The organism is Actinoallomurus sp. NPDC052274, assembly GCF_040679475.1.
Lineage (GTDB): Bacteria > Actinomycetota > Actinomycetes > Streptosporangiales > Streptosporangiaceae > Actinoallomurus > Actinoallomurus liliacearum.
The window spans coordinates 14,819-35,390 of the sequence record NZ_JBFAUT010000007.1 but is presented as its reverse complement, the minus strand read 5'-3'; the positions used below and the strand labels follow the sequence as shown (position 1 = coordinate 35,390).

Annotated in this window: 19 protein-coding genes; 8 read left to right on the top strand and 11 right to left on the bottom strand. The window is 71.2% G+C overall.

The window, feature by feature from the left end; all coding sequences use genetic code 11:
• Positions 1-308: 308 nt before the first annotated feature.
• Positions 309-1,673 (bottom strand): helix-turn-helix transcriptional regulator, encoded by a 1,365-nt coding sequence (locus AB0K82_RS08320; RefSeq protein ID WP_364394309.1) that lies wholly within the window; start codon positions 1,671-1,673, stop codon positions 309-311.
• 127 nt (positions 1,674-1,800) lie between these two features.
• Here AB0K82_RS08320 and AB0K82_RS08315 point away from each other — a divergent pair, with 127 nt between their 5' ends.
• Both AB0K82_RS08315 and AB0K82_RS08310 read left to right on the top strand, forming a co-directional pair.
• Positions 1,801-2,193, top strand: a complete 393-nt coding sequence (locus AB0K82_RS08315; protein ID WP_364394307.1) for a hypothetical protein — start codon at positions 1,801-1,803, stop codon at positions 2,191-2,193.
• Positions 2,190-2,675 (top strand): GntR family transcriptional regulator, encoded by a 486-nt coding sequence (locus AB0K82_RS08310; RefSeq protein WP_364394305.1) that lies wholly within the window; start codon positions 2,190-2,192, stop codon positions 2,673-2,675. The genes AB0K82_RS08315 and AB0K82_RS08310 overlap by 4 nt, the downstream gene beginning before the upstream one ends.
• 105 nt (positions 2,676-2,780) lie before the next feature.
• Here the strand turns inward: AB0K82_RS08310 and AB0K82_RS08305 are convergent, their stop codons facing one another.
• On the bottom strand, positions 2,781-3,947 hold the full coding sequence (locus AB0K82_RS08305; RefSeq protein ID WP_364394303.1) for a CU044_5270 family protein: 1,167 nt from the start codon (positions 3,945-3,947) through the stop codon (positions 2,781-2,783).
• A gap of 104 nt (positions 3,948-4,051) precedes the next feature.
• Between AB0K82_RS08305 and AB0K82_RS08300 the strand changes: the two genes are divergently transcribed.
• Positions 4,052-5,242 carry a transposase gene (locus AB0K82_RS08300; protein ID WP_364394302.1) on the top strand — a complete coding sequence of 397 codons (1,191 nt, stop codon included), beginning with the start codon at positions 4,052-4,054 and terminating at the stop codon, positions 5,240-5,242.
• 38 nt (positions 5,243-5,280) lie between these two features.
• On the opposite strand, the gene AB0K82_RS08295 is transcribed toward AB0K82_RS08300, so the two are convergent.
• The 4 genes from AB0K82_RS08295 to AB0K82_RS08280 form a co-directional block, all read right to left on the bottom strand.
• On the bottom strand, positions 5,281-5,817 hold the full coding sequence (locus tag AB0K82_RS08295) for a sigma-70 family RNA polymerase sigma factor (RefSeq protein WP_364394300.1): 537 nt from the start codon (positions 5,815-5,817) through the stop codon (positions 5,281-5,283).
• A 230-nt stretch (positions 5,818-6,047) separates the two neighbouring features.
• On the bottom strand, positions 6,048-7,985 hold the full coding sequence (locus AB0K82_RS08290; RefSeq protein WP_364394298.1) for a hypothetical protein: 1,938 nt from the start codon (positions 7,983-7,985) through the stop codon (positions 6,048-6,050).
• Positions 7,986-8,019: 34 nt separating this feature from the next.
• Complete coding sequence (locus AB0K82_RS08285; RefSeq protein ID WP_364394296.1) at positions 8,020-9,000, bottom strand: hypothetical protein; 981 nt, start codon at positions 8,998-9,000, stop codon at positions 8,020-8,022.
• A gap of 190 nt (positions 9,001-9,190) precedes the next feature.
• Positions 9,191-9,766, bottom strand: coding sequence for a Uma2 family endonuclease (locus AB0K82_RS08280; protein WP_364394294.1), 576 nt, complete (start codon positions 9,764-9,766; stop codon positions 9,191-9,193).
• Positions 9,767-9,874: 108 nt separating this feature from the next.
• Here AB0K82_RS08280 and AB0K82_RS08275 point away from each other — a divergent pair, with 108 nt between their 5' ends.
• Positions 9,875-12,130, top strand: coding sequence for an ATP-dependent RecD-like DNA helicase (locus AB0K82_RS08275; RefSeq protein WP_364394292.1), 2,256 nt, complete (start codon positions 9,875-9,877; stop codon positions 12,128-12,130).
• 119 nt (positions 12,131-12,249) lie between these two features.
• On the opposite strand, the gene secY is transcribed toward AB0K82_RS08275, so the two are convergent.
• Positions 12,250-13,548, bottom strand: coding sequence for a preprotein translocase subunit SecY (gene secY / locus AB0K82_RS08270; RefSeq protein ID WP_364394290.1), 1,299 nt, complete (start codon positions 13,546-13,548; stop codon positions 12,250-12,252).
• A 179-nt stretch (positions 13,549-13,727) separates the two neighbouring features.
• Entirely contained in the window at positions 13,728-14,396 is a 669-nt protein-coding gene (locus AB0K82_RS08265; protein WP_364394287.1) for a hypothetical protein, read from the bottom strand.
• Positions 14,397-14,824: 428 nt separating this feature from the next.
• On the opposite strand from AB0K82_RS08265, the gene AB0K82_RS08260 reads away from it, so the two are divergent.
• The 4 genes from AB0K82_RS08260 (at position 14,825) to AB0K82_RS08245 (ending at position 17,291) form a co-directional block, all read left to right on the top strand.
• Positions 14,825-15,034 (top strand): hypothetical protein, encoded by a 210-nt coding sequence (locus AB0K82_RS08260; protein ID WP_364394286.1) that lies wholly within the window; start codon positions 14,825-14,827, stop codon positions 15,032-15,034.
• Entirely contained in the window at positions 15,022-15,276 is a 255-nt protein-coding gene (locus AB0K82_RS08255) for a hypothetical protein (protein WP_364394284.1), read from the top strand. Before AB0K82_RS08260 ends, AB0K82_RS08255 begins: the two co-directional genes overlap by 13 nt.
• A gap of 41 nt (positions 15,277-15,317) precedes the next feature.
• On the top strand, positions 15,318-16,058 hold the full coding sequence (locus AB0K82_RS08250) for a 3-oxoacyl-ACP reductase family protein (protein ID WP_364394282.1): 741 nt from the start codon (positions 15,318-15,320) through the stop codon (positions 16,056-16,058).
• Between the two features lie 393 nt (positions 16,059-16,451).
• Complete coding sequence (locus AB0K82_RS08245; RefSeq protein WP_364394280.1) at positions 16,452-17,291, top strand: phosphoribosylaminoimidazolesuccinocarboxamide synthase; 840 nt, start codon at positions 16,452-16,454, stop codon at positions 17,289-17,291.
• 510 nt (positions 17,292-17,801) lie between these two features.
• Here AB0K82_RS08245 and thpR read toward each other — a convergent pair.
• The 3 genes from thpR to AB0K82_RS08230 form a co-directional block, all read right to left on the bottom strand.
• Positions 17,802-18,341: an RNA 2',3'-cyclic phosphodiesterase gene (gene thpR, locus AB0K82_RS08240; RefSeq protein WP_364394277.1), complete on the bottom strand. Its 540-nt coding sequence runs from the start codon at positions 18,339-18,341 to the stop codon at positions 17,802-17,804.
• A 297-nt stretch (positions 18,342-18,638) separates the two neighbouring features.
• Positions 18,639-19,865, bottom strand: coding sequence for an MFS transporter (locus tag AB0K82_RS08235; RefSeq protein ID WP_364394645.1), 1,227 nt, complete (start codon positions 19,863-19,865; stop codon positions 18,639-18,641).
• A 14-nt stretch (positions 19,866-19,879) separates the two neighbouring features.
• Complete coding sequence (locus AB0K82_RS08230) at positions 19,880-20,323, bottom strand: MarR family transcriptional regulator (protein ID WP_364394275.1); 444 nt, start codon at positions 20,321-20,323, stop codon at positions 19,880-19,882.
• Between the last annotated feature and the right edge of the window lie 249 nt (positions 20,324-20,572).

Below are 20,572 nucleotides of genomic sequence, written 5' to 3'. Positions count from 1 at the left end.
GCCACGTTGCCGTCGATGGCGACGGATAGGTGACCGGTTTGCCGATTCTGCTACGTCGATATTGGCGTCAAAGCGGCTGGTCGAGCCGGGCACAGGACTCCGCGACTCAGGCACCACGGGCTCCGCGACCTCATGAAGCAGGCCGTGCACCCGGAGACGCGCGCAACACTCGGGGAAGGCTTCCCCTGCTGGGCGATTCGCCCCGATACCCGGCCTGCACTCAGGGCCTTCACCGACCGACCCCATGGAGGGGCAGTTCCCGTGATCACTGGCATTCACTGCCGATAGAGAGCAGTGAATGCCAGTGATCAGGCCGACCGTGCAGCCGACGCCCGTCTCAGCTCGATGTATCGCTCGTGGAAGTCCCGCGCGTACCCCGTCTCGGTGTATCGGGCCGTCAGCACCGCATCCAGGTCCCCGGCGCGAGAGCGCAGTGACTCGAAGACACGCGGGGATGCGAGTGCGGTCGCGCCGGCTGCGGCCGCCTCGTCCGGGGCGCCGAGGTGACACAGCGCGATCCCCAGGTCGATCCGCGCGATGGCCACGTGGCCCGGGGACGGGTCCGTCGACGGAGTCGACGCGTGCACGGCCACCGCGCGTTCCGCGTGACGTCTCGCCTGCTCGTAGTCCTCAAGCCAGATGTACGCCGAGGCGGGATAGGCCGTCACGGCGTAGTCGGCGAGCGGACCGGTGTCCGTGCCGAAGCGGGTGGGCGGCCTGGCGGGCAGGCGATCGTGCAGCTCTTCGGCTCCTCGGAGTAGGTCCGCGCACTCGGCCCCTTGGCCGAGACAGGCGTGGGCCCGGGCCGCCTTGGCGCGCAGGCGGACGGCGATGGGGTGGCCTTCGGGGGCTCTGGTGATGCCTTTGTGGGCGGCTGCGACGGCCCTGTCGGGGCGGTCGGTGTAGGTGGCGATCGAGGCAAGAGCGTCGGCGGCCCAGGCGCATAGTTCGTCGTGACCGGCCTGGTCGGCGTGCTCGAACGAATCGATCGCGTACGCCTCGGCGGTCAGCGGGTGGCCCAGGTCATGGGCGAGCCAGGCCAGCAGCTCGGACAACCAGGCCGCCCAGACGTACAGCTCACGACCCTGCTTGAGCGTGTGCGGGCCACGGATCAGCTCCTGGACGCGGACCCGGTAGGCGCGTGCCACGGCGAAGACCTCGGCGGGCGGCTCGGTCACATAAGACCGGTCGATGGCGGCGACCGCCGCCTGCAGATGGTCGAAGGTCCCGGTCCCGACCGATGAAGCCCCGGCGAGCCGGGTGAACTCCATCGCCTCGGCCGCCGACTCACCGAGCACGGCCGCCAGCGCGGCCGGTGCCACCGTGGCGGCGAGACCGACGCGCAGGGCGTCGCGGCGCTTCGTGGCATCCACCTCCCACCCTGAGCCTGCGCCGCCCTCACCGCTCCCGGCCAGACCCAAATGCGGTGGATGCCCGAACAGTTCCTCCTCGGTCATGCCGTACGCCGTGGCGTAGGCCGCCGTCCAGTCACGGGGGAAGTGTTCGCCCTTCTCCCAGCCGAGGATCTGCCGGACCAGCGAGGTCACGGGCGGATACGGCACGCCGGCGGCCTTCTGCAGCCGGCGCGCCATCTCGTGCTTGTTCCACGAACGTCGCTCCCGCTCGGTTCTTAACCGATCCGCCCACCACGGCAGCGCCTCTTCACCGGCCATGACCCCGCCCTCCGACCCACCTCGGACACTCTCAGTGTCCACCCCGTGTCGCCCAGTATCGGTCTTCTGGCGGATCAGCGCATTGTCTTCACTCAAGGTCATCGGCGAACACGAAAGGTGACGCATGATGTCGAGTTCTCCCCCTGCGGGTCCGGTGACGCCGGCGTCCGTCGACGCGCGTGCGGCGCAGCTCACCGAACGGCTGGCGGACGCGTTGACCGCGCGCGGATTGCGCGCCCGCGTCGGGCGGGGCGCCCGGGTGCTGGCGAGCAATCCCGCCGGCGACCCGCCGGACGACGACCACCGCGCGAAGATCCTGAGTCCCGGACTGCGGCAGACCGTGGTGTGCGGGGCCGACCGCGACGGGCGGCTGATGTGGTTCTGGCAGTGGTCCGGCCCCACTCGCGAGTCGCCGCCGGAATACGAGCCGCTCTGCGCGGCGGACGACATCTCCCACGCGGCGGACAGGATCGCCCGCGTCCTGCGGCTCGGCGGACCGTCGCGGGAGGAGGAGCGGTGACGCGCGCGGCGGCCCGTGCCCGGCGGCGTTCTCGGGTGTCGGGCGGCGCGGGCCGGAACCCGCGTGCGGAGGCGGTCGCGACGAGTCTGCAGAGCACGTACGGCGGATGGGTCATCATCTGGTCGCCCTGGCGGCGGGCGTTCACCGCGTTCTCCGCGATCAGTCCCGACCCGGTGATCATCGATGAGGCGTCCGTGTCCGGGCTGCTGCGGCGGATCGGCGAGGTCGAGCTGGCCGCGAGGACCCCCGGACGTCGCGCGGACGACGCGGCCCGGCAGGCGGCCGAGACGATGCGGGACCGCATCGTCGGCGGCGACTGGCCGCCCGGTCGGAAGATCCTCTCGGGCGACGAACTCGCACCGATCCTCCGAGTCGACCGGTGGGCCGTCGATCAGGCGCTGTCGCATCTCGAGCGGATCGGGTACCTGAGGACGGTCCCCGGCAAGGGCACCTACGTCCGGCCGCCCGCGGACTGGCCCTGACGGCCTCGTCAGGGCCGCCGAGGACGGCGGCTCTCCGGACCTCCTCTTCCGGACGTGTGGCGTGGCGCCGCCCCGCGGCGTGAGCCTCAGGGCGGCGTCCGCAGATCACTTGAAGGGCAGCGAGGCCGGCGGAGAGGGCTTCTTCTGCGTCCAGCCGGAGCTCCGCGCCAACGAGTAGTTGATCACGAATCCCGGCTTCCGGGTGCGGTACTCGGTGCCCGCCTTCACCAGGACCTGCTGGTCGCCGAGGTACGCGCCGGTGTGCGGGTCGAAGAGCAGTTCCTCGCGACCGATGTAGCCGATCTTCTCCCAGCGCGGCTTTCCGTCCTTGCCGAGGCCCGCGGGACGGCTGTCGGTCCAGTCCGCGCCGATCGCGATGGCACGCCGCCCGAGCGGGTCGGTGACCGTTCCGAGGCTCCGCACGCCGGGCTGTGCGGCGACGGTACGCATCAGGGCGGCCTGCACCTTCGGCGGCAACGGAGCGTTGGCGAAGGCCTCGCCGGCCTGGAGGACCACGTGGGCAGGGTCGGCGAACCACTTCGCCGCAGCGGGGTTGACCTTCGCCCGCATGGGGTTGACGGTAGGCAGGAACGTCTTCTTGAGCGTGGCCGAGTCTGTCGGCAGGTTCTGCAGCTCCGCCGGGCTCAGCTCATGGCCGGTGCCGGGAACGAAGAACTTCCCGCCCGTTTCGTGCGGCCGGTCCGCACTCCACGAGCCTGCCTTCGTCGTGTACGTCCCGTAGTGGTCGTTGGACCAGACCCGGAAGCTCTTCGGCGCGCCCGCCCGGCGCCAGGCGGCCTCGTCCTCCTCGGTCAGCGGCCGAGCGGGCAGGTCGCGGCCGTAGAACAGGTGGCCTCCGCCGGCCTTCGCCGCGGTCCACTCGAAGGTTTCGAAGTGCGCGCCGGTGATCGCGTAACCACCCTTGACGATGTAGGACTGGCCGGAGATCTGATCGGTGAACCAGTAGTTCCCGGTGGGCAGCTTCTCCGCCTCGTCCGCGGCGGCCAGCAGGACGGACCGGCCGTCGAGGGGCATGGACCTCGGCCCGCCCGGCGCGGGCGTGTGCCCGCCGATGCCCGCCACCAGCGCGGCCGCCGTGACAGTGGCCGCGCCGGCCAGGACCGCCGGGATCAGCACCCGTCCGCGTCGCCGCCTGTGCGCGGTCTCGCGCGACTGGGTGAACGCCCGGTTCAGTTCTGCGGTCCTGACCGCGTCGTCGATCGGTCCGTCGCCGCCGAGGTGGGCGGGCCGGACCTCGGTCAGCCGCCGCATGAAATCATTCATCTGTTGTGCGGCGTGGAGACCCTGGCCTTCAGGCCGGGGAGGAAACGCCGCTCCCTCCCTCGAATGTCGGTGGTGATGGTTAGGGTGCGGACATGCGGTTCCGGCTTGCGCCCACGCCCGCCCAAGAGCAGGCGCTGCTGGAGCACTGCTCGCACGCCCGATATGTATGGAATCTCGCCGTCGAGCAGCACCTGGCCTGGCGGCCAGGCCGAAAAAACGCGCCGGACTACGCGGAGCAGTCCCGCCAGCTGACCGAAGTTAGAAAAGCCTTCCCCTGGCTGGCGACCGGGTCGCAGACGGTGCAGCAGCAGGCGTTGCGTGACTTCGCCCAAGCCATGAGCAACTTCTTCGTCGGCACCCACGGGCGGCCGACCTGGCGTAAGGCGGGCGTGCACGAGGGATTCCGGATCGTCGGCAAGCGTGGCAAGCACTGGGACGTACGGCGGTTGTCCCGCAAGACGGGTGAGGCGTGGGTCCCGAAGGTCGGCTGGGTGAAGTTCCGCTGGTCCCGCGAGGTCACCGACGACGCCAAGTCGTTCCGGGTAAGGCGGGATCGGGCGGGCCGCTGGCACGTGTGCTTCGCAGTGATCCCGCCACCCGTCGACGCCCCCGGCACCGGAGAGGTCGTCGGCGTGGACCGTGGGGTAGTCGTCTCGGCCGCCCCGTCCACCGGCGAAAAGCTGTCCGTGCCCGGCCTGCGCGATACCGAGGCCATCCGCCTGCGGCGGCTGCAGCGCCGGCTGGCGCGCGGGAAGCCGGGGTCTAACCGGCGGGCGCGGGTCAAGACCGCGATCGCCCGGATCAAGGCGCGTCAGACTGATCGGCGTAAGGACTGGATGGAGCAGACCTCCACCGCTCTGGCCCGCCGATATGACGTCATTCGCATGGAAGATCTGAAGATCAAGAACATGGTGCGGTCCGTGCGCGGCACCCTGGACGCGCCGGGAAAGAACGTGCGTGCCAAGTCCGGGCTCAACCGTTCCATCCACGCGGCCGGCTGGGGCCTGCTGATGACCCGACTGGAGCAGAAGGCACCGGGCCGGGTGGAAAAGGTCGACCCTGCGTACACGTCTCAGATCTGTCATGCCTGTGGGCATCGCGCTGCGGAGAGCCGTGAGAGCCAAGCGGTCTTTCGCTGTCGCGCCTGCGGGCACGTCGATCACGCGGATGTGAACGCGGCCAAGAACATCGCCGTCGGACGGACGGTGACAGCGCGAGGAGCCCTCCAGCCATTGGGCGGGGCCGTGAACCGCGAACCTCAACCTGCTCTCACCTCCGGGTAGATCGGGTTGGAATCCCTCGCCTCGAGCGGGGGAGGACGTCAACGCCACTCCATCTCCATCGCCGTGGTCTGCCGGTGCTGTCGCTGCGGTGCCGGGGCGCTCATCGCCGCGGCCAAGCGCCTGCGCGCCCGGTGCAGCCGTACGCGCAGCGTGGCCGTGCCGCAGCCGACGACGCGGGCCGCCTCGCGGGGGCTCAGTCCGTGCCAGGAGACGAGAGTGAGCACCTCCCGGTCGCCGTCGGACAGTTCGGTGAGCGCGCGCAGCATCGTCATGCGGTCGACGACGCCGTCGGCGACGTCCGACTCGGCGTCTCGCGTCCAGGTCCGCAGCTCGGCTGCGAGGGAGTCCCGCCGCGTCTGCGCCCGTACGGAGTCGCGGATGACGTTCCGGGCCACGCCGAGCAGCCACGGGAGCGAGGCCGCCGGCATCTCCGCGAAACGCCGCCACGCCACCATGAACGTCTCGCTCACGACCTCATCGGCGGCCTGACCGCCGACACGAGAGGCCGCGTACGCCCACACCCGCATCCGATACGCGTCGTACAGTTCGGTGAACCGTGCTCTGTCGTCATCCACTCGCTCTCCCGTGACTGGGGGCTTGTTCACGACGAAGTGGCCGCAGAACGACGAGAGTTACGGCGATGTTCGAGGAACCGGCCGACCGCGCGCCGGGCCGGGGCGGGACACCGACCCATGATCACTGGCGTCCGCCGCCGATAGAGAGCAGCGATGACCAGTGATCATGGGCGCCGACGTCGGCACCGTCCCGTCACCGGCGACACCGGGCCTGGTGCGGGAGAATTGCGTTAGAGCTCCGGGGGTGGGGCGGCGCCGTGGCCGACGTCGGGCGGGCCCCAGGGGAGGCCGTGGCGTTCGCAGGCGCGGCGCAGCTCGGCCAGGTCCGGCGGGAAGGACACCCGGCGCAGGACCCGGCCGACCGGGCTCCACACGACCAGGCGGGGCGCCTCGGACTCGTCGATGCCCACGCCGCCGAGCGCCTGTCGTGTCACGCTCCATTCGGTGCGTCCCAGGCGCGTCACCGAGGAGATGCCCGACGCGGAGATGCGCAGCTGGGGCCGGTTGCGGTCGTACAGCCACGTGCCCGCGAGACCGAGGACGAGCCCGGTCGGCGCGGCCCACGACAGCGAGGTCCAGAAGCCGCCGAGGTCGCCGCGCAGCCAGATCGAGCCGAGGACGGCGACGAGTTCGCAGAGCGTCGCGGTGACGGCGTAGGCGAGGACGCGGGTGCGCCGGGGCACGTCGAGCTGCACCGGCGGCAGGGTGCCGTTCTCCTCCGGAGTGAGCGTGATCGAGGGGTCCAGGGCCGCCTCGATCTGGGTCATGGAGCCGTGGAAGGCCGCGTTGACGTACGCGTCGTACTCCGCGTCGGTGATCGGCAACCGCATCCGCCGCGCGGACTCGCGCAGGTCGGTGCGGGAGATGCGCAGCATCGACAGCGGCGCGGCGAGGAACTCGTCGCCGTCGTCGTCGTACATGCGCAGCCAGGCGTGGCCGTCGACGGTGAGGAGCTCCATGCCGCCGATGCGGTCGCGCGGCATCCGCAGGATGACGTCGCCCGCCCCGTCGGCCCAGCCGATGCCGTCCTCGTCGACGACGAGGCGGCCGCCGGGCACGCGCGCGAAGATGTCCGGCAGGCCCGCCAGCCCGTACTGCGACGGGCGGCGCGCGCCCTGGTCGGGCGTGACGACCTGGTAGCCGCGTTCGCTGAGCGCGTGCGTGAGCTGGAAGACGTCCAGGCCCTGGGCGGGGAGCCGCGCCAGCACCTGCAGCCGGTGGCCGAACACGGTCACGACGGTGTGCCGTCCGGTCAGCGTGCCCGACACGGGGTCGACGGCCGTGCCCGGGCCGACGACGACGGCGGCGACGTGGTCGGCGCGGACCCGCCACTCGGCGACCGTGGCGTGCCGGACCCGCAGCTCCGTGGGGCTGATGGACCAGGACAGCGGCGCGCTGGTCAGCCGCCGGCGGCGGGCGCCGAGGACGGCGACCGCGCCGACGACCGCCCACAGGCCGCCCATGACCCGGTCGCCGAGGCCGAGCGCGCCGTCGAGCGCGATCCGGGCGAGCATCGTCAGGGCCAGCAGTGCGAGGAGGAACCCGAGCGCCACCGCACGGCGCCGGCCGGTGACCGGGTTGCCCAGCGTGGCGGGCGTGGTCTGCACGGCCGGGTGCGGCTCGTGCGCGACGGCCAGCAGCGTCGCCTCCTGGTCGCGCAGGCGCTGCTCGGCGCGGCGGCCGAGCGCGCGGGGCGCGTCCTCCTCGGCGGGCAGGTCGCCCTCGTCGAACACCGAACGGTCACCGTCGATGACGTGGGTGGTGATGCCCAGCCGGCGGGCGGTCATGTAGAACGTCAGCGGGTCGAAGCCCATGTCGGTGAGCGTGCCGGCGGTCGTCGAGCCGAACTTATGGAAGATCGTCAGGATCTCGTCGTCGGCGGTGACGCTGAACTCCTCGATCCGGTCCCGTTCGTACGCCTCGACCACCGAGCCGTCGGCCGCGAGACGTTCGAGGCCCGCCGCGGACAGCCGCCAGACACCGGCGCGTCGCGCCCGCAGGCCGAGCAGCCACGGCATGGCGTTGCAGGCGACGATGGCGCCTGCCCACACGGCGGGGTTGGAGATCGGCAACAGGGCCACCAGCAGGGACAACAGCGCGAACGGGCCGGGGGCGACCGGACGCGACCGCCGTACGGGGGCCCGAAGGCCGATCAGCTCGAGGTCCACGAGAAGAGATCGTGACACGTCACCGTCCCATTCGTCATGACGCTCGTCTGCGAGCGAACACCACAACACCGGCCAGGGCGAGCGCCCCGACGACCACTAGACCCAGCATCTTGCGGCCCGGCTTCATTCCGTCCCCGGTCCCGTCCGCGGGTCCGGCGTGCCCCTTGGACTTCGACGTCGGGGACGGCAGCGCCTCCTTCGGCACGGACTCCCGCCACAGCGGCTGCCGTACGCCCTCGCCGCTGAACAGCAGCGACCGGCCGTCGGCGGTGTACGTGATCCCCTCGCCGAGTTTCTGGTCCGGCACCTTCACCCCGGCCAGCTCCTTGCCGGGCGCGGTGTAGATCTCGGCGTCCCAGTAGCCGCGGATGACGAACGTCCGCCCGTCGGGGGCGTACGCCCCGTCGGTCGCGTACAGCGGGGCGTCACCGACGTGGCGCATGACGTTGAAGCCGCTCGTGCTGAGCTTCTTCGGCCCTTCGTACAGCGATCCGCCGAACTCCTTGCTCGCGACGTAGAGCCGGTTCGTCCGCGGATCGATCATCAGGGTCTCGGCGTTGTGCGGCCCGTCCTCGAACTTGATCCGGTACGCGGTGGCGCGCACGGTCTGCGTGCGGATCGTCCTCGGCTCCGGGATGCGGTAGACGGTGGAGTACGGCTGGTCCCTGAGGTTGTCGCCGATGTCGCCGACGTACAGATCGCCGTCGGCGCCGATCGCCATCGCCTCCCAGTCGCGGTTGCGCGCCCCGCCGAGGGTGATCGCGGCCCGGACCCGGCAGTCGTCGATCCCGAGCGCGAAGAGCCGAGCCGACCCGCCCGAGTCGTTGAACGTGTAGACGATGCCCGGATGGCGCCGGCTCGCGGCCAGGCCGCTGGACTCGTCGATGCGCGGGTCGTCGATGGTGCAGAGCCGCTTGGCGCCCTCGGCGACCGCCCGCGCGTCGGCCTGGGCGGGCACGGCCCACAGCAGCGGACCGCCCGCCGCGACGACGGCGGCGAGCGTACGTGCGCGCACCTCTCGTCCGGGGGACCCGCCCCGGCGCGGCCGTCTCAATGGAGCAGCGTGCCCAGTACGACGGCGAAGACGAGCGCGGCCAGAACGGTCGGCAACAGCCATCGAGGAGCACGGTTCACACGCCGAGCCTATGCGCTCCGGCGCGAGATTCGAGCAGCCACCGCCCCCGGTGTCGCCGCCGGACGGCCGGTCAGCGGACCCGCACCCTCCGCAACCGGGCCGGATCGATCTCCACGGCGAACGGCCGGACCGGCCTGACCGGCTCCTGCGAGGCGACGACCTCCCGGTACGCGCCGTCGGCCAGTTCGAAGACGCTCAGCCTCGGGACGGGTACGAGCTCGGCGATCCAATAGTGCGGGATGTCCGCCTCGGCGTAGGCCTCGAGCTTCTCTCCGAAGTCACGGTTGCGGCTCTGCCTGCTTCCGCTGATCTCCACCACGAGCGCCACGTCGGCCGCGTCGTACACCTCCGGCTCGGCCTCGAAGGCGTCCAGGGTCACCGCCACGAGGTCGGGGACCTTCAGCCAGTCGTCCCGCCGATGAGTGACGACCTCCACCGCCGGGAGGACCTGGTATCCGGCGGCCCGGGCGGGCGCCTGGAGGACGAAGGCGAGGTGCAGCAGGGCCGCCCGGTCGGGGGACGCGGGAGGAGGGCTGACGATCAGGACCCCGTCGTCTATCTCGTACCGGTAGAGATCGTCCTCCGCAGGCCGGCGGAGGTCCTCGACGGTCCACCGGCCGCAATGCTCCGCGAACGAAATCGACACCCCGTATCCCTCTATACGACTCGTTGTGATTGGTGTGCTACAGAACGTACCGGAGAATCGTTCGGCGGGTCGGCCGGACCTGTCAGTGATTTCAGGCAGTATGACGACGTGGCGGACGCAGCGGCGGCTTCACCGGGAACGCGGGTGCTGGAGGCCGTGCTCGAGCGGATCACCTTCGCCAGCGAGGAGACCGGGTACACCGTCGCCCGCGTCGCCCCGTCGGGGGCGGTGGGGCGTAGCCACGGGGGTGAAACACGCCGGAGCGGCTCGGAGCTGCTGACGGTCGTGGGACCGCTGCTGGGCGCGCAGGTCGGGGAGAGCCTGCGGCTGACGGGACGCTGGACCTCGCATCCGAAGTACGGCCGCCAGTTCGAGGCGGTGTCGTACACCACGGTGCTGCCCGCGACCGTCCAGGGCATCCGCAAGTACCTCGGGTCCGGCCTGATCAAGGGCATCGGCCCGGTGATGGCGGACCGGATGGTCGAGCACTTCGGCACCGACATCCTGCGGGTGATCGAGGAGGAACCCGAGCGCCTGGTCGAGGTGTACGGCCTGGGCCCGAAGCGGTCGGGCCGCATCGCCGCCGCGTGGGAGGAGCAGAAGGCCATCAAGGAGGTGATGGTCTTCCTCCAGGGACACGGCGTGTCCACGTCGCTGGCGGTACGGATCTACAAGCAGTACGGCGACGAGTCGATCTCGGTGGTGCGGAAGGAGCCGTACCGCCTGGCCGCCGACGTGTGGGGCATCGGGTTCAAGACCGCGGACACGATCGCGCAGGCCGTCGGCATCCCGCACGACAGCCCGGAGCGCGTCAAGGCGGGGCTGGCGTACACGCTGTCCCAGGCGGCCGACAACGGGCACTGCTACCTGCCCGAGCCCAACCTGATCACCGAGGCGACCAAGATCCTGGAGGTGCCGCGCGAGCTGGTCGGCCCGTGCCTGGAGGAGGCGGTCGCGGCCGAGGAGGTGATCCGCGAGCGGGTCACGGCCGAGAACGGCGAGATCCCGGCGGTGTACCTGCCGCCCTTCCAGCGCGCCGAACGCTCCCTGGTCGCCGGGCTGCTGGAGCTGCTGCGCGCCGGCACGGACCGGCTGCCCGGCTTCCGCGACGTCGACTGGGACAAGGCGCTCGGCTGGCTGCGGCAGCGGACCGGCACCGGCCTCGCCCCCGAGCAGGAGGACGCCGTACGCCTGGCGCTGACCGAGAAGGTCGCCGTGCTGACCGGCGGCCCCGGCTGCGGGAAGAGCTTCACCGTACGGTCCGTCGTCGAGCTGGCCCGGGCCAGGCGCGCGAAGGTCGTGTTGGTCGCACCCACGGGACGGGCGGCCAAGCGGCTGGCCGAGCTGACCGGCCACGAAGCTGCGACGGTGCACCGGCTGCTGCAGTTGCAGCCCGGCGGCGACCCGAAGTTCGACCGCGACAACCCGCTCGACGCGGACCTGGTCGTCGTCGACGAGTCCTCGATGGTCGACGTCATCCTCGCGAACAAGCTGGTCAAGGCCATCCCGCGCGGCGCGCACCTGCTGCTCGTCGGCGACGTCGACCAGCTTCCGTCCGTGGGCGCCGGGGAGGTGCTGCGCGACCTCCTGGCCGCGGACGCGATCCCCCGCGTACGCCTCACCAAGATCTTCCGGCAGGCGCAGCAGTCCGGGATTGTGGTCAACGCGCACCGGATCAACGCCGGTCAGTCCCCGCAGACGCGCGGCTTCCCGGACTTCTTCCTGTTCCCGTGCGAGGAGGCCGAGGCGACCGCGGAGCTCACCGTCGAGATCGTGGCGCAGCGGATCCCGCGCAGGTTCGGACTGGACCCGCGCCGGGACGTCCAGGTGCTCGCGCCGATGCACCGGGGCCCGGCCGGCGCGGGCAACCTCAACACGCTCCTGCAGGAGGCGCTCACGCCACACCGCGACGGGCGGCCCGAGCGGCGGTACGGCGGGCGGGTGTTCCGCGTCGGCGACAAGGTCACCCAGTTGCGGAACAACTACGACAAGGGCGCCGCCGGGGTCTTCAACGGCACGGTGGGCGTGGTGACCGGCCTGTCCCTGGAGGAGCAGACGCTCAGCGTGCGCACCGACGAGGACGAGGAGGTCGACTACGACTTCGCCGAGCTGGACGAGCTCGCCCACGCGTACGCGGTGACGATCCACCGCTCGCAGGGCAGCGAGTATCCGGCCGTGGTCATCCCGCTCACGACGAGCTCCTGGATGATGCTCCAGCGCAACCTGCTCTACACCGCCGTCACCCGCGCCAAGAAGCTGGTCGTGCTGGCCGGCTCCCCCAGGGCCCTGGCCGCCGCCGTCCGCACGGCGGGCGCCGGCCGCCGTCACACCGCCCTCGACCACCGCCTCCACTCCGCCACCTGACGCGCCCTCCCAGAGGTGCGAAGGCTCGGCGAAGGAGCGGCCGAAGCGGTGATTCTTTCGCGAATCTCCGCCGCGGCCGGCTCCTTCGCCGAGCATCGCGTACGCCGCCCGGACGGCGGCTAGCGCAGGAACCCCTCATAGGAGTGCTGTTGCAGCCGGCTCTCGATCTGCTTCACGGTGTCCAGCGCGACGCCGACGACGATCAGGAGGCTCGTCCCCCCGAACGGGAAGTCCTGCGTGGCTCCGAACAGCGACAGCGCGAGCATCGGGATGAGCGCGATCAGCCCGAGGTAGAGCGCGCCGGGCGCGGTGATCCGGGTGAGGACGTAGTCGAGGTATCCGGCGGTCGGCCGTCCCGGGCGGATGCCGGGAACGAACCCGCCGTACTTCTTCATGTTGTCGGCGATCTCGGTCGGATTGAAGGTGATCGCGACGTAGAAGTACGTGAAGAACACGATCAGCCCGAACAGCGTGACCATGTGCCAGGGATCGTCCTGCCGGGTGAGCGGGGCGAGCGTCCGGTTCAGGAAGGCGTTCCCGGGCCAGAGCCGCGCCGCGAGCGTCGGTACGGACAGCAGCGACGATGCGAAGATCGCCGGGATCACGCCGGCCTGGTTGACCTTCAGCGGGATGTAGGTCGACGTCCCGCCGTACGACCGCCGGCCCACCACCCGCTTGGCGTACTGCACCGGGATGCGCCGCTGCGCCTGCTCGACGAAGACCACTCCGGCCATCACCGCCAGGCTCGTCAGCGTCACCAGGGCGAAGGTGAACCCGCCCTTCCCGGTGTAGATGTTCCAGAACTCCGTCGGGAAGACGGCGACGACCTGAGTGAAGATCAGGATCGACATGCCGTTGCCGATGCCCCGCTCGGTGATCAACTCGCCGAGCCACATGATGACGGCCGTGCCGGCGACCATGCAGGTCACCATCGTGACGACGGTGAGGACCCCCATGTCGTGCAGGATCCGCTGCCCGCAGCCGGGGAAGAGGTTGCCGGACGCCGCCATCGCCACGACCGTGGCGCCCTGCAGGATCGCCAGCGCGACCGTGAGGTAGCGGGTGTACTGGGTGATCTTCGCGGTGCCGGCCTGTCCCTCCTTCTTCAGCGTCTCCAGACGCGGGATCACCGTCGTCAGCAGTTGCAGGATGATGCTGGCGGTGACGTACGGGTAGATGCCCAGGGCCATGACCGAGAGCTTGAGCAGGGCGCCCCCGCTGAACAGGTTGACCATGCTGAAGACGTCGGCGCGGTCGCCATGGGCCGCGGCCTGCGCGCACGCCTTCACCGCCGATACGTCGACGCCCGGCGCGGGCAGGTTCTGGCCGAACCGGAACACCACGATGATGCCGAGCGTGAACAGCAGTTTCCGGCGCAGGTCAGGGGTCCGGCAGGCCCGCAGGAAGGGGGTCAGCATCCGCCCTCCCAAGGAGAGACGGTCCCATGGCCGGTACGGCGGGCGGACGACGATCGGGGCAACGCGAGTGATCCGGCGAGCACCGAACGCGCTCGCCGCAGGGTTGTACGAGAGATGACATGCCTCCACACGGGAACGCCGCGGCCGTCGAAGGACGCCGCGGTCGACGAACGGGAACGTCAGGAACCCGTGTGCGGAGGAGGGCCGCGGAGGCTGACCGCGGAGAGGAAGACGGCCGACGGCGTGACCGTACGCACCGCGACGACGGCGATGATCGCGCGCGGAACCGCGCGGACGTGCTCCTCGCCCGCCGGTACCGCCGCGCTCGGACCCGCCCCGCCCGCCTTCGCCGAGACGACGTCCGGACGCCCCCATCCGACGGCCGCCGAGACGGTGCCCAGCCGACCCCCGCCGGCGGTCGTCGGCGCGGCACCGGACGGAGAACGTCCCGAGGCGGCCCGGTGCCCGCCCTCCGCGTGGTCCGTCGCCGGGGAGCCGGGAGCGACCGCCGTGGTGACCGGCCGCCGCCCCGTCGTGTCCGCCGTGCCGTCCTCGTCCGGAACGGCGAGGACGCCGGCGTTCGACGTACTTGAGGGGACCCTCGTTCCTCGGTCGCCCGGCGTGTCCGCCGGGGCCGCGCGGGAGTGCTTGGAGCGCCGGCTCCGGTCGAGGGCGGCCACGGTCGCCGCCGACCCACCGGTCCCAGCGGCGTTGGCAGTCTCCCCGACGCGGATGACCTCGGCGACGGCGGTTCCCGGGATCGCCGAGAGCACGACGGTGATGACGAAGCCGAAGAACCCGGCCAGTAGCGTCAGTAGCCGTCGCCGGAGCCCGGTGTGGCTATTCACGCCCACCCCCGCCGGCCGTCCGCCCCGCCCTGTTCCGACCGGCGGCGTTCAGCGCGCATCGGCCGATCGTCGATCACGATAATCCGCGATCGCGCGCAACGTCCACGTTTCACCCGAGGCCCGGATGAACCCCCAGGTGGCGACCACCCCTGGCGACGGCCACATGGCGAGCCGGTGGCCGCTGTCCTGCCGCCGCGAGCCGTTCCCCGTGTCGTGGCCGAGCGAAACGCTCGGTGAAAAGACCACCGGATCGGGCGTTTTCCGGCGCACCGCCGCCGATCGGCACCGCTTCACCGAGATTCGTGTCCGCCTCCGGGCCGACCGACGGTGCAACCGATCCGGCCCGCTGGGGTTCTTGAGACGACAGCGCACGACCGGTGCACCAGAAGGGTGCACCGGCGCTGATGCGAAAGAAGGGTCCGGGTCCCATGAGCGCTCACGGAGACGTTCGCGCCGTGCTCGATGAGTTCTTCGCGGCGGAGGCCGCCTATATCTCCGCGGGCGGTCCGGGCGTCGCCGACTTCGGCGGCATGGCCGCGCATCTCGACCCCGACGTCGTGATGCACCAGGCACCCACGCTGCCTACGGCGGCGTGTGGCGTGGTCACGACGGCACGGAGCGCTTCATGGCCGCGATGAGCCGGGCCTGGCGGTCGCTCGAGTTCCTCGAAAGACGGCAGTGGACGGACGGTGACACCGTCATCGTCTCCAACCACGGCAGGCTGACCGCCCGTGACACCGGCCGGTCGATCGAGACGACTGTGCTCCAGGTCTTCACCGTCCGCGACCACCTCATCACGGAGATCCGCCCCTTCTACTGGGACACCGCCGCGGTCAACGAGACCCTGCGGACGGCCGTGTCCACCGGCGTCACGGCGTGACGTCGACTCCCCCACCCACCGGGAACAGAAAGAGGATGAGCATGTCCCGTCTTACCGGCAAGGTCGCTCTGGTCACCGGCGGCAGCCGTGGCATCGGCGCGGCGGTCGCCTACCGGCTCGCCCACGAGGGCGCCGACGTGGCGATCACCTACGTGAGCTCCGACGAGCAGGCCCAGCAGGTGGTGACGAAGATCGAGGCGACGGGTCGGCGCGGGATGGCCGTCCAGGCCGACGCGGCGGACCCGCAGGCGGTCGTGGGCGCGGTGGACCGGGTCGCGGCCGAGCTGGGCCGCCTCGACATCCTGGTGAACAACGCGGGCATCGGGGTGATCGGCCCGTTGGAGGACCTCTCGCTGGAGCAGGTCGACCAGGCGCTCGCCGTGAACGTCCGAGGCGTGTTCCTCGCGTCGCAGGCGGCCGCCCGGCACCTCGGCGACGGCGGCCGGATCATCAGCATGGGCACCAGCCTGACCTCGCACGTGCCCGGCCCGGGGATGAGCGTCTACGCCATGAGCAAGTCCGCCCTGGTCGGCCTCACGAAGGGCCTGGCGCGTGAGCTCGGTGGGCGCGGCGTCACGGTCAACGCGCTGCACTGCGGGGCGGTCGACACCGACATGAACCCCGCGGACGGCCCGTTCGCCGAGGGACAGCGGTCCCTCACCGCCGTCGGCCGCTTCGGCAGCCCCGACGAGATCGCCGGCATGGTCGCCTACCTCGCCGGCGACGAGGCCGGATACGTCACCGGCACCGCGCTGACCATCGACGGCGGCCACGCCGCCTGACCCACCGCCACCCCTCCGGCCAGGCCGGGCACACCACCTGAGGCCGGACGGGACCGCCTGAGCCGGACGGGACCGCGTGAGCCGGACGGGACCACCTGAGCCCAGGCGAGACCGCCTGAGCCCAGGCGAGACCGCCTGAGCCGGGCGGAACCACCTGAGCCGCGCGGGACCATCTGAGGCCGGACGAGACCGCCTGAGCCCAGGCGGAACCATCCGAGGCCGGGCGAGCCTGGGAGATTCGGCGGGCCTGGGAGGTTGGGCGGCCGTACCGCTCGGCCCGGGCGGGTGGTCATCGTGGCCTCCCCCGCTCGGGCCGTTCACCTGCTGAACCGATACGTTCTCAGTAGCGGTGAGTAGGCCCGAGCTGGGCCGCGGGTGAGATTGTGAGAGCACATGGAGCTGGTGCATTCGGGCAAGGTCCGCGACGTCTACGCGGACGGCGACGACCTGATCCTCGTCGCGACCGACCGGGTGAGCGTGTACGACGTCGTGCTCCCGACGCCCATCCCCGACAAGGGGAAGATTCTGACCCAGCTGTCGCTGTGGTGGTTCGAGCGGCTCGCCGACGTCATGCCCAACCATGTGATCTCCGCCGACGACGTGCCGGCCGAGTGGGCCGGGCGGGCCATCCGCTGCCGCCGGCTGGAGATGCTGCCGGTCGAGTTCATCGCCCGGGGCTATCTGACCGGTCTGGGCCTGAAGGAGTACCAGAAGCAGGGGACGGTGTCCGGGGTGGCGCTCCCGCCGGGGCTCGTCGAGGCGTCCCGGCTGCCGGAGCCGGTGTTCACGCCCACCACGAAGGCGACGGCCGGGCACGACGAGTTCATCACCTTCGACGAGGTCGTCCGGGAGATCGGTGCGGAGACCGCCGAGCGGCTGCGGGACGCGACTCTGGAGATCTACCGGCGCGGAGCGGAGCTGGCCGCCGAGCGGGGCATCATCATCGCCGACACGAAGCTGGAGTTCGGCCGCGCGCCGGACGGCACGCTGGTGCTCGCCGACGAGCTGCTGACCTCCGACTCCTCCCGCTTCTGGCCGGCCGACGCGTGGGAGCCCGGCCGCCCGCAGCACTCCCTGGACAAGCAGTTCGTCCGCGACTGGTCGTCGACGGTGACCGGCTGGGACCGCACCCCGCCGGGCCCGGAGATCCCCGACGACGTGGTCGCCGCGACCAAGGCCCGCTACATCGAGCTGTACGAGAAGCTCACCGGCCGGGCCTGGAGCGCCGGCTGAGGTTCCGCGCCGGCTCGACGATCCGCGCTAGTCCGATGGCCACGAAGGTGCGCCGGATCGGATGAGGTTCCCGTCGCTGTCATGGGTCGGCCAGGTCGGCCGTTCGGACCATGGGAGCGGGTGGGAGCGAGCGAGTGGTCGGCCGTACCCTTCGCAGCCGGGGGCGGGTTCGTTATTGGCCCTGTCACCTCAGCAGGGATTCGTCCCTGCTGAGGTGACCGCGTCAAGTCGCTTGGGGCAAGCCCTGAGGGATCGGCCGGGGTGCCACCGGACCAGGCGAGCGTATGTGGCCACCGGTTAGGTGGTCAGCAGGATCCTCCCGAAGGTGCCGCCCTTCTCAATCGAGCGATGTGCCTCGTCTGCTCCTTGGAGCGGCACGGTGTGGCCGATAATGCGGGCGGCGCCGTTCCCGACCAGCGGCCACAGGCTCGTGCGGCCCCCCGATGGCTTCGTGGTGCCCGTCACGCGACGGGCACCGTGCGATGTGAGACCGTCCGCAGCCTTCACGGCTCAGGCGAGCGGCCACGAGTGCAGGGTCTCGTAGCGCGCCTGGCGGCCGAGGTGGCTGTGGATGAGGTGGATCTCACCGGCCGTCCACAGGCTGCCCTCGTAGTCGCCCAGCTCGGCGACGAGGGCCCGCAGGTCCACGGGGCCGCGGGCACGGGCCATCGTGAGATGCGGGTGGAAGCGCTTCCCCTCGTCGACGTCGACGCCCTCCCGGCGCGCGGCGGCCGCGCACGAGTCGGCGAGGCGCCGCAGGTCGGACTCCAGACCGGTCCACAACACCCGGGCGGACGCCGGACGCGGGAAGGCGCCCGCGCCCGCGAAGATCGCGGTCCGGCGCGGGTGCCGACCGGCGGCGCGTTCGAGCCGGGGCAGCAGCCGCGGCACGATCCGCTCGTCGACCTCGCCGTAGAACGCCAGCGTCACGTGCCAGGACGGGCGGCGCGTCCAGCGCAGGTCCGGGTGGGCGGCCCGGTGCGGGGCGAAGGCGGCCTCCACCTCGTCGAGTACGGTCTCCGGCGGCAGCAGCGCGACGAAAAGCCTCACGGACGCCAGCTTCTCACCTCGTCAGCGGCAACTCTCGGCCCGTCCACAGGGCCACCTGGCGGCGCGCAACCGACCCGCCCGTACGGTCACGCCGTAGCGAGCGACCGACCCGCCCCTACGGTCACCTCGTGACGAGCGGCCGACCCGCCCCTACGGTCACGCCGTAGCCAGCGGCCGGCCCACCCCCAACGGTCACCTCGTGACGAGCGACCGGCCCACCCGTACGATCACCGCGTGACGAGCGGCCGACCCGCCCCTACGGTCACGCCGTAGCCAGCGGCCGGCCCACCCCTACGGTCACCTTGTGGCGAGCAGTTCCCGGAGTCGGCCCGCGCGTACGGCGTCGAGCGCGGGGCGCGGTGCCATGAGGATGATGACCCCGATGACGGCCGCGAGGGACACGACCCCGCCGATGATCAGGCTCGACCGCGGTCCGAAGATCTCGGCCAGCCAGCCGATCAGCGGGGAGCCGATCGGCGAGCTGCCCGCGAACACGAGCATGTACAGGCCCATGACCCGGCCGCGCATCTCCGCCGGCACGCTGAGCTGCATGACGGCGTTGGCGGCCGTGTTGAAGGTCAGCAGCGCCATGCCCGTGGGCACCAGCAGGACGAGGAAGGACACGTAGTTCGGCATCAGGCCGGACGCCATCTCCAGGACGGCGAAGATCGTCGCGGCGCCGAAGAGCAGGCGCATCCGCAGGTTCCTGCGGCGGGCGGCCAGCAGCGACCCCGACAGTGCGCCGACGGCCAGCATGGTCGAGGCGAAGCCGAACGAGGAGGCACCGCTGTGGAACACCTGGCGGCTCATCAGCGCGGTCGTCATCTGGAAGTTCATGCCGAACGCCGCGACGAACAGCACCAGGGTCAGCATCATGACCAGGTCGCGGCGCTGGCGGACGTACTGCAGTCCTTCGCGCAACTGGCCCTTGGCCCGGGGAACCGGCGCCTTGAGGTGGAGTTCGTCCTCGCGCATCAGGTAGAGACCGAGCAGCACGGCGCCGAAGGATCCGGCGTTGACGAGGAAGACCGGAGCGGTGCCGATGGCGGCGATCAGCACGCCGGCGACGGCCGGGCCGAGGATCCGCGCCATGTTGAAGATGGCGCTGTTCAGCGCGATGGCGTTGGACAGGTCGGCGGGGCCCACCATCTCGACCGCGAAGGTCTGCCGGGTCGGGTTGTCCACGACGGTGGCCATGCCGAGGCCGAACGCGAGGGCGTAGACGTGCCACACCTGGGCGGTGCCGGTGAGCGCGAGCAGGCCGAGCACCAGAGCCAGCGCGCCCATCACCGCCTGGGTGACCATGAGCACGCGCCGCTTGCGGTACCGGTCGGCCAGCACGCCGCCGTACAGCCCGAACAGCAGCAGTGGCAGGAACTGCAGGCCGGTGGTGATGCCGAGCGCCGCGCCGCTGCCGTGGGTCAGGTCGAGGACCAGCCAGTCCTGCGCGACCCGCTGCATCCAGGTGCCGGTGTTGGAGACGACCTGGCCGCCGGCGAACAGCCGGTAGTTGCGGTTGCGCAGCGAGCGGAAGAGGCTCAGACCTTGCTGAGGCGCTCCAGGATCGGTGCCGCCTGGCGCAGGATCTCCTGCTCCTCGGGAGTCAGCTCCGCCAGCCGCTGGGCCAGCCACGCCTCCTTGCGGCGCCGCTCCTCCTTCAGGAGCCGCTCGCCCTCCTCCGTCACGTTCAGGATGACCTGACGCCGGTCCGTCGGATGCGGGCTGCGGGTCAGCAGGCCGCGTTCCTCCAGCGCCGCGATCACTCGGGTCATCGAGGGAGGTTGCACCTTCTCGTGCTCCGCCAACTCGCCGGGTGTCAGCGAGGCGTGCCGCGAGACCGCGCCGAGCGCGGCGAGCTGGGTGACGCTCAGCGACCCCGCCTGAGCTCGCATTCGTCGGGACAGCCTGCTTACGGAGACGCGCAGGGCGGCTGCCAGGCCCGCACGGCTTCTGGTCTGTGAAGTTGGCATGTTCTTTAGCATGAGTCATTACTTTTGCTAACGATACGCGCGTGTCTCGCATTCCGCAATCTCGTTAGCAAAGCGTACGACTCTGCCCTCCTCCCGGAGAACGGCACAACGTGCCACCGATCGCCGAGCCCTGCCGTCGACGAACCGCCCCGGCGAGCACCTTGCCCCGGAAGGTAACGCACCAGGTCACCGCATAACAGAGCAGGGTTCGACAAAACCGGCGGCAGACCCCGATCTCCCCCGAGCGCCCACCTCACCCGG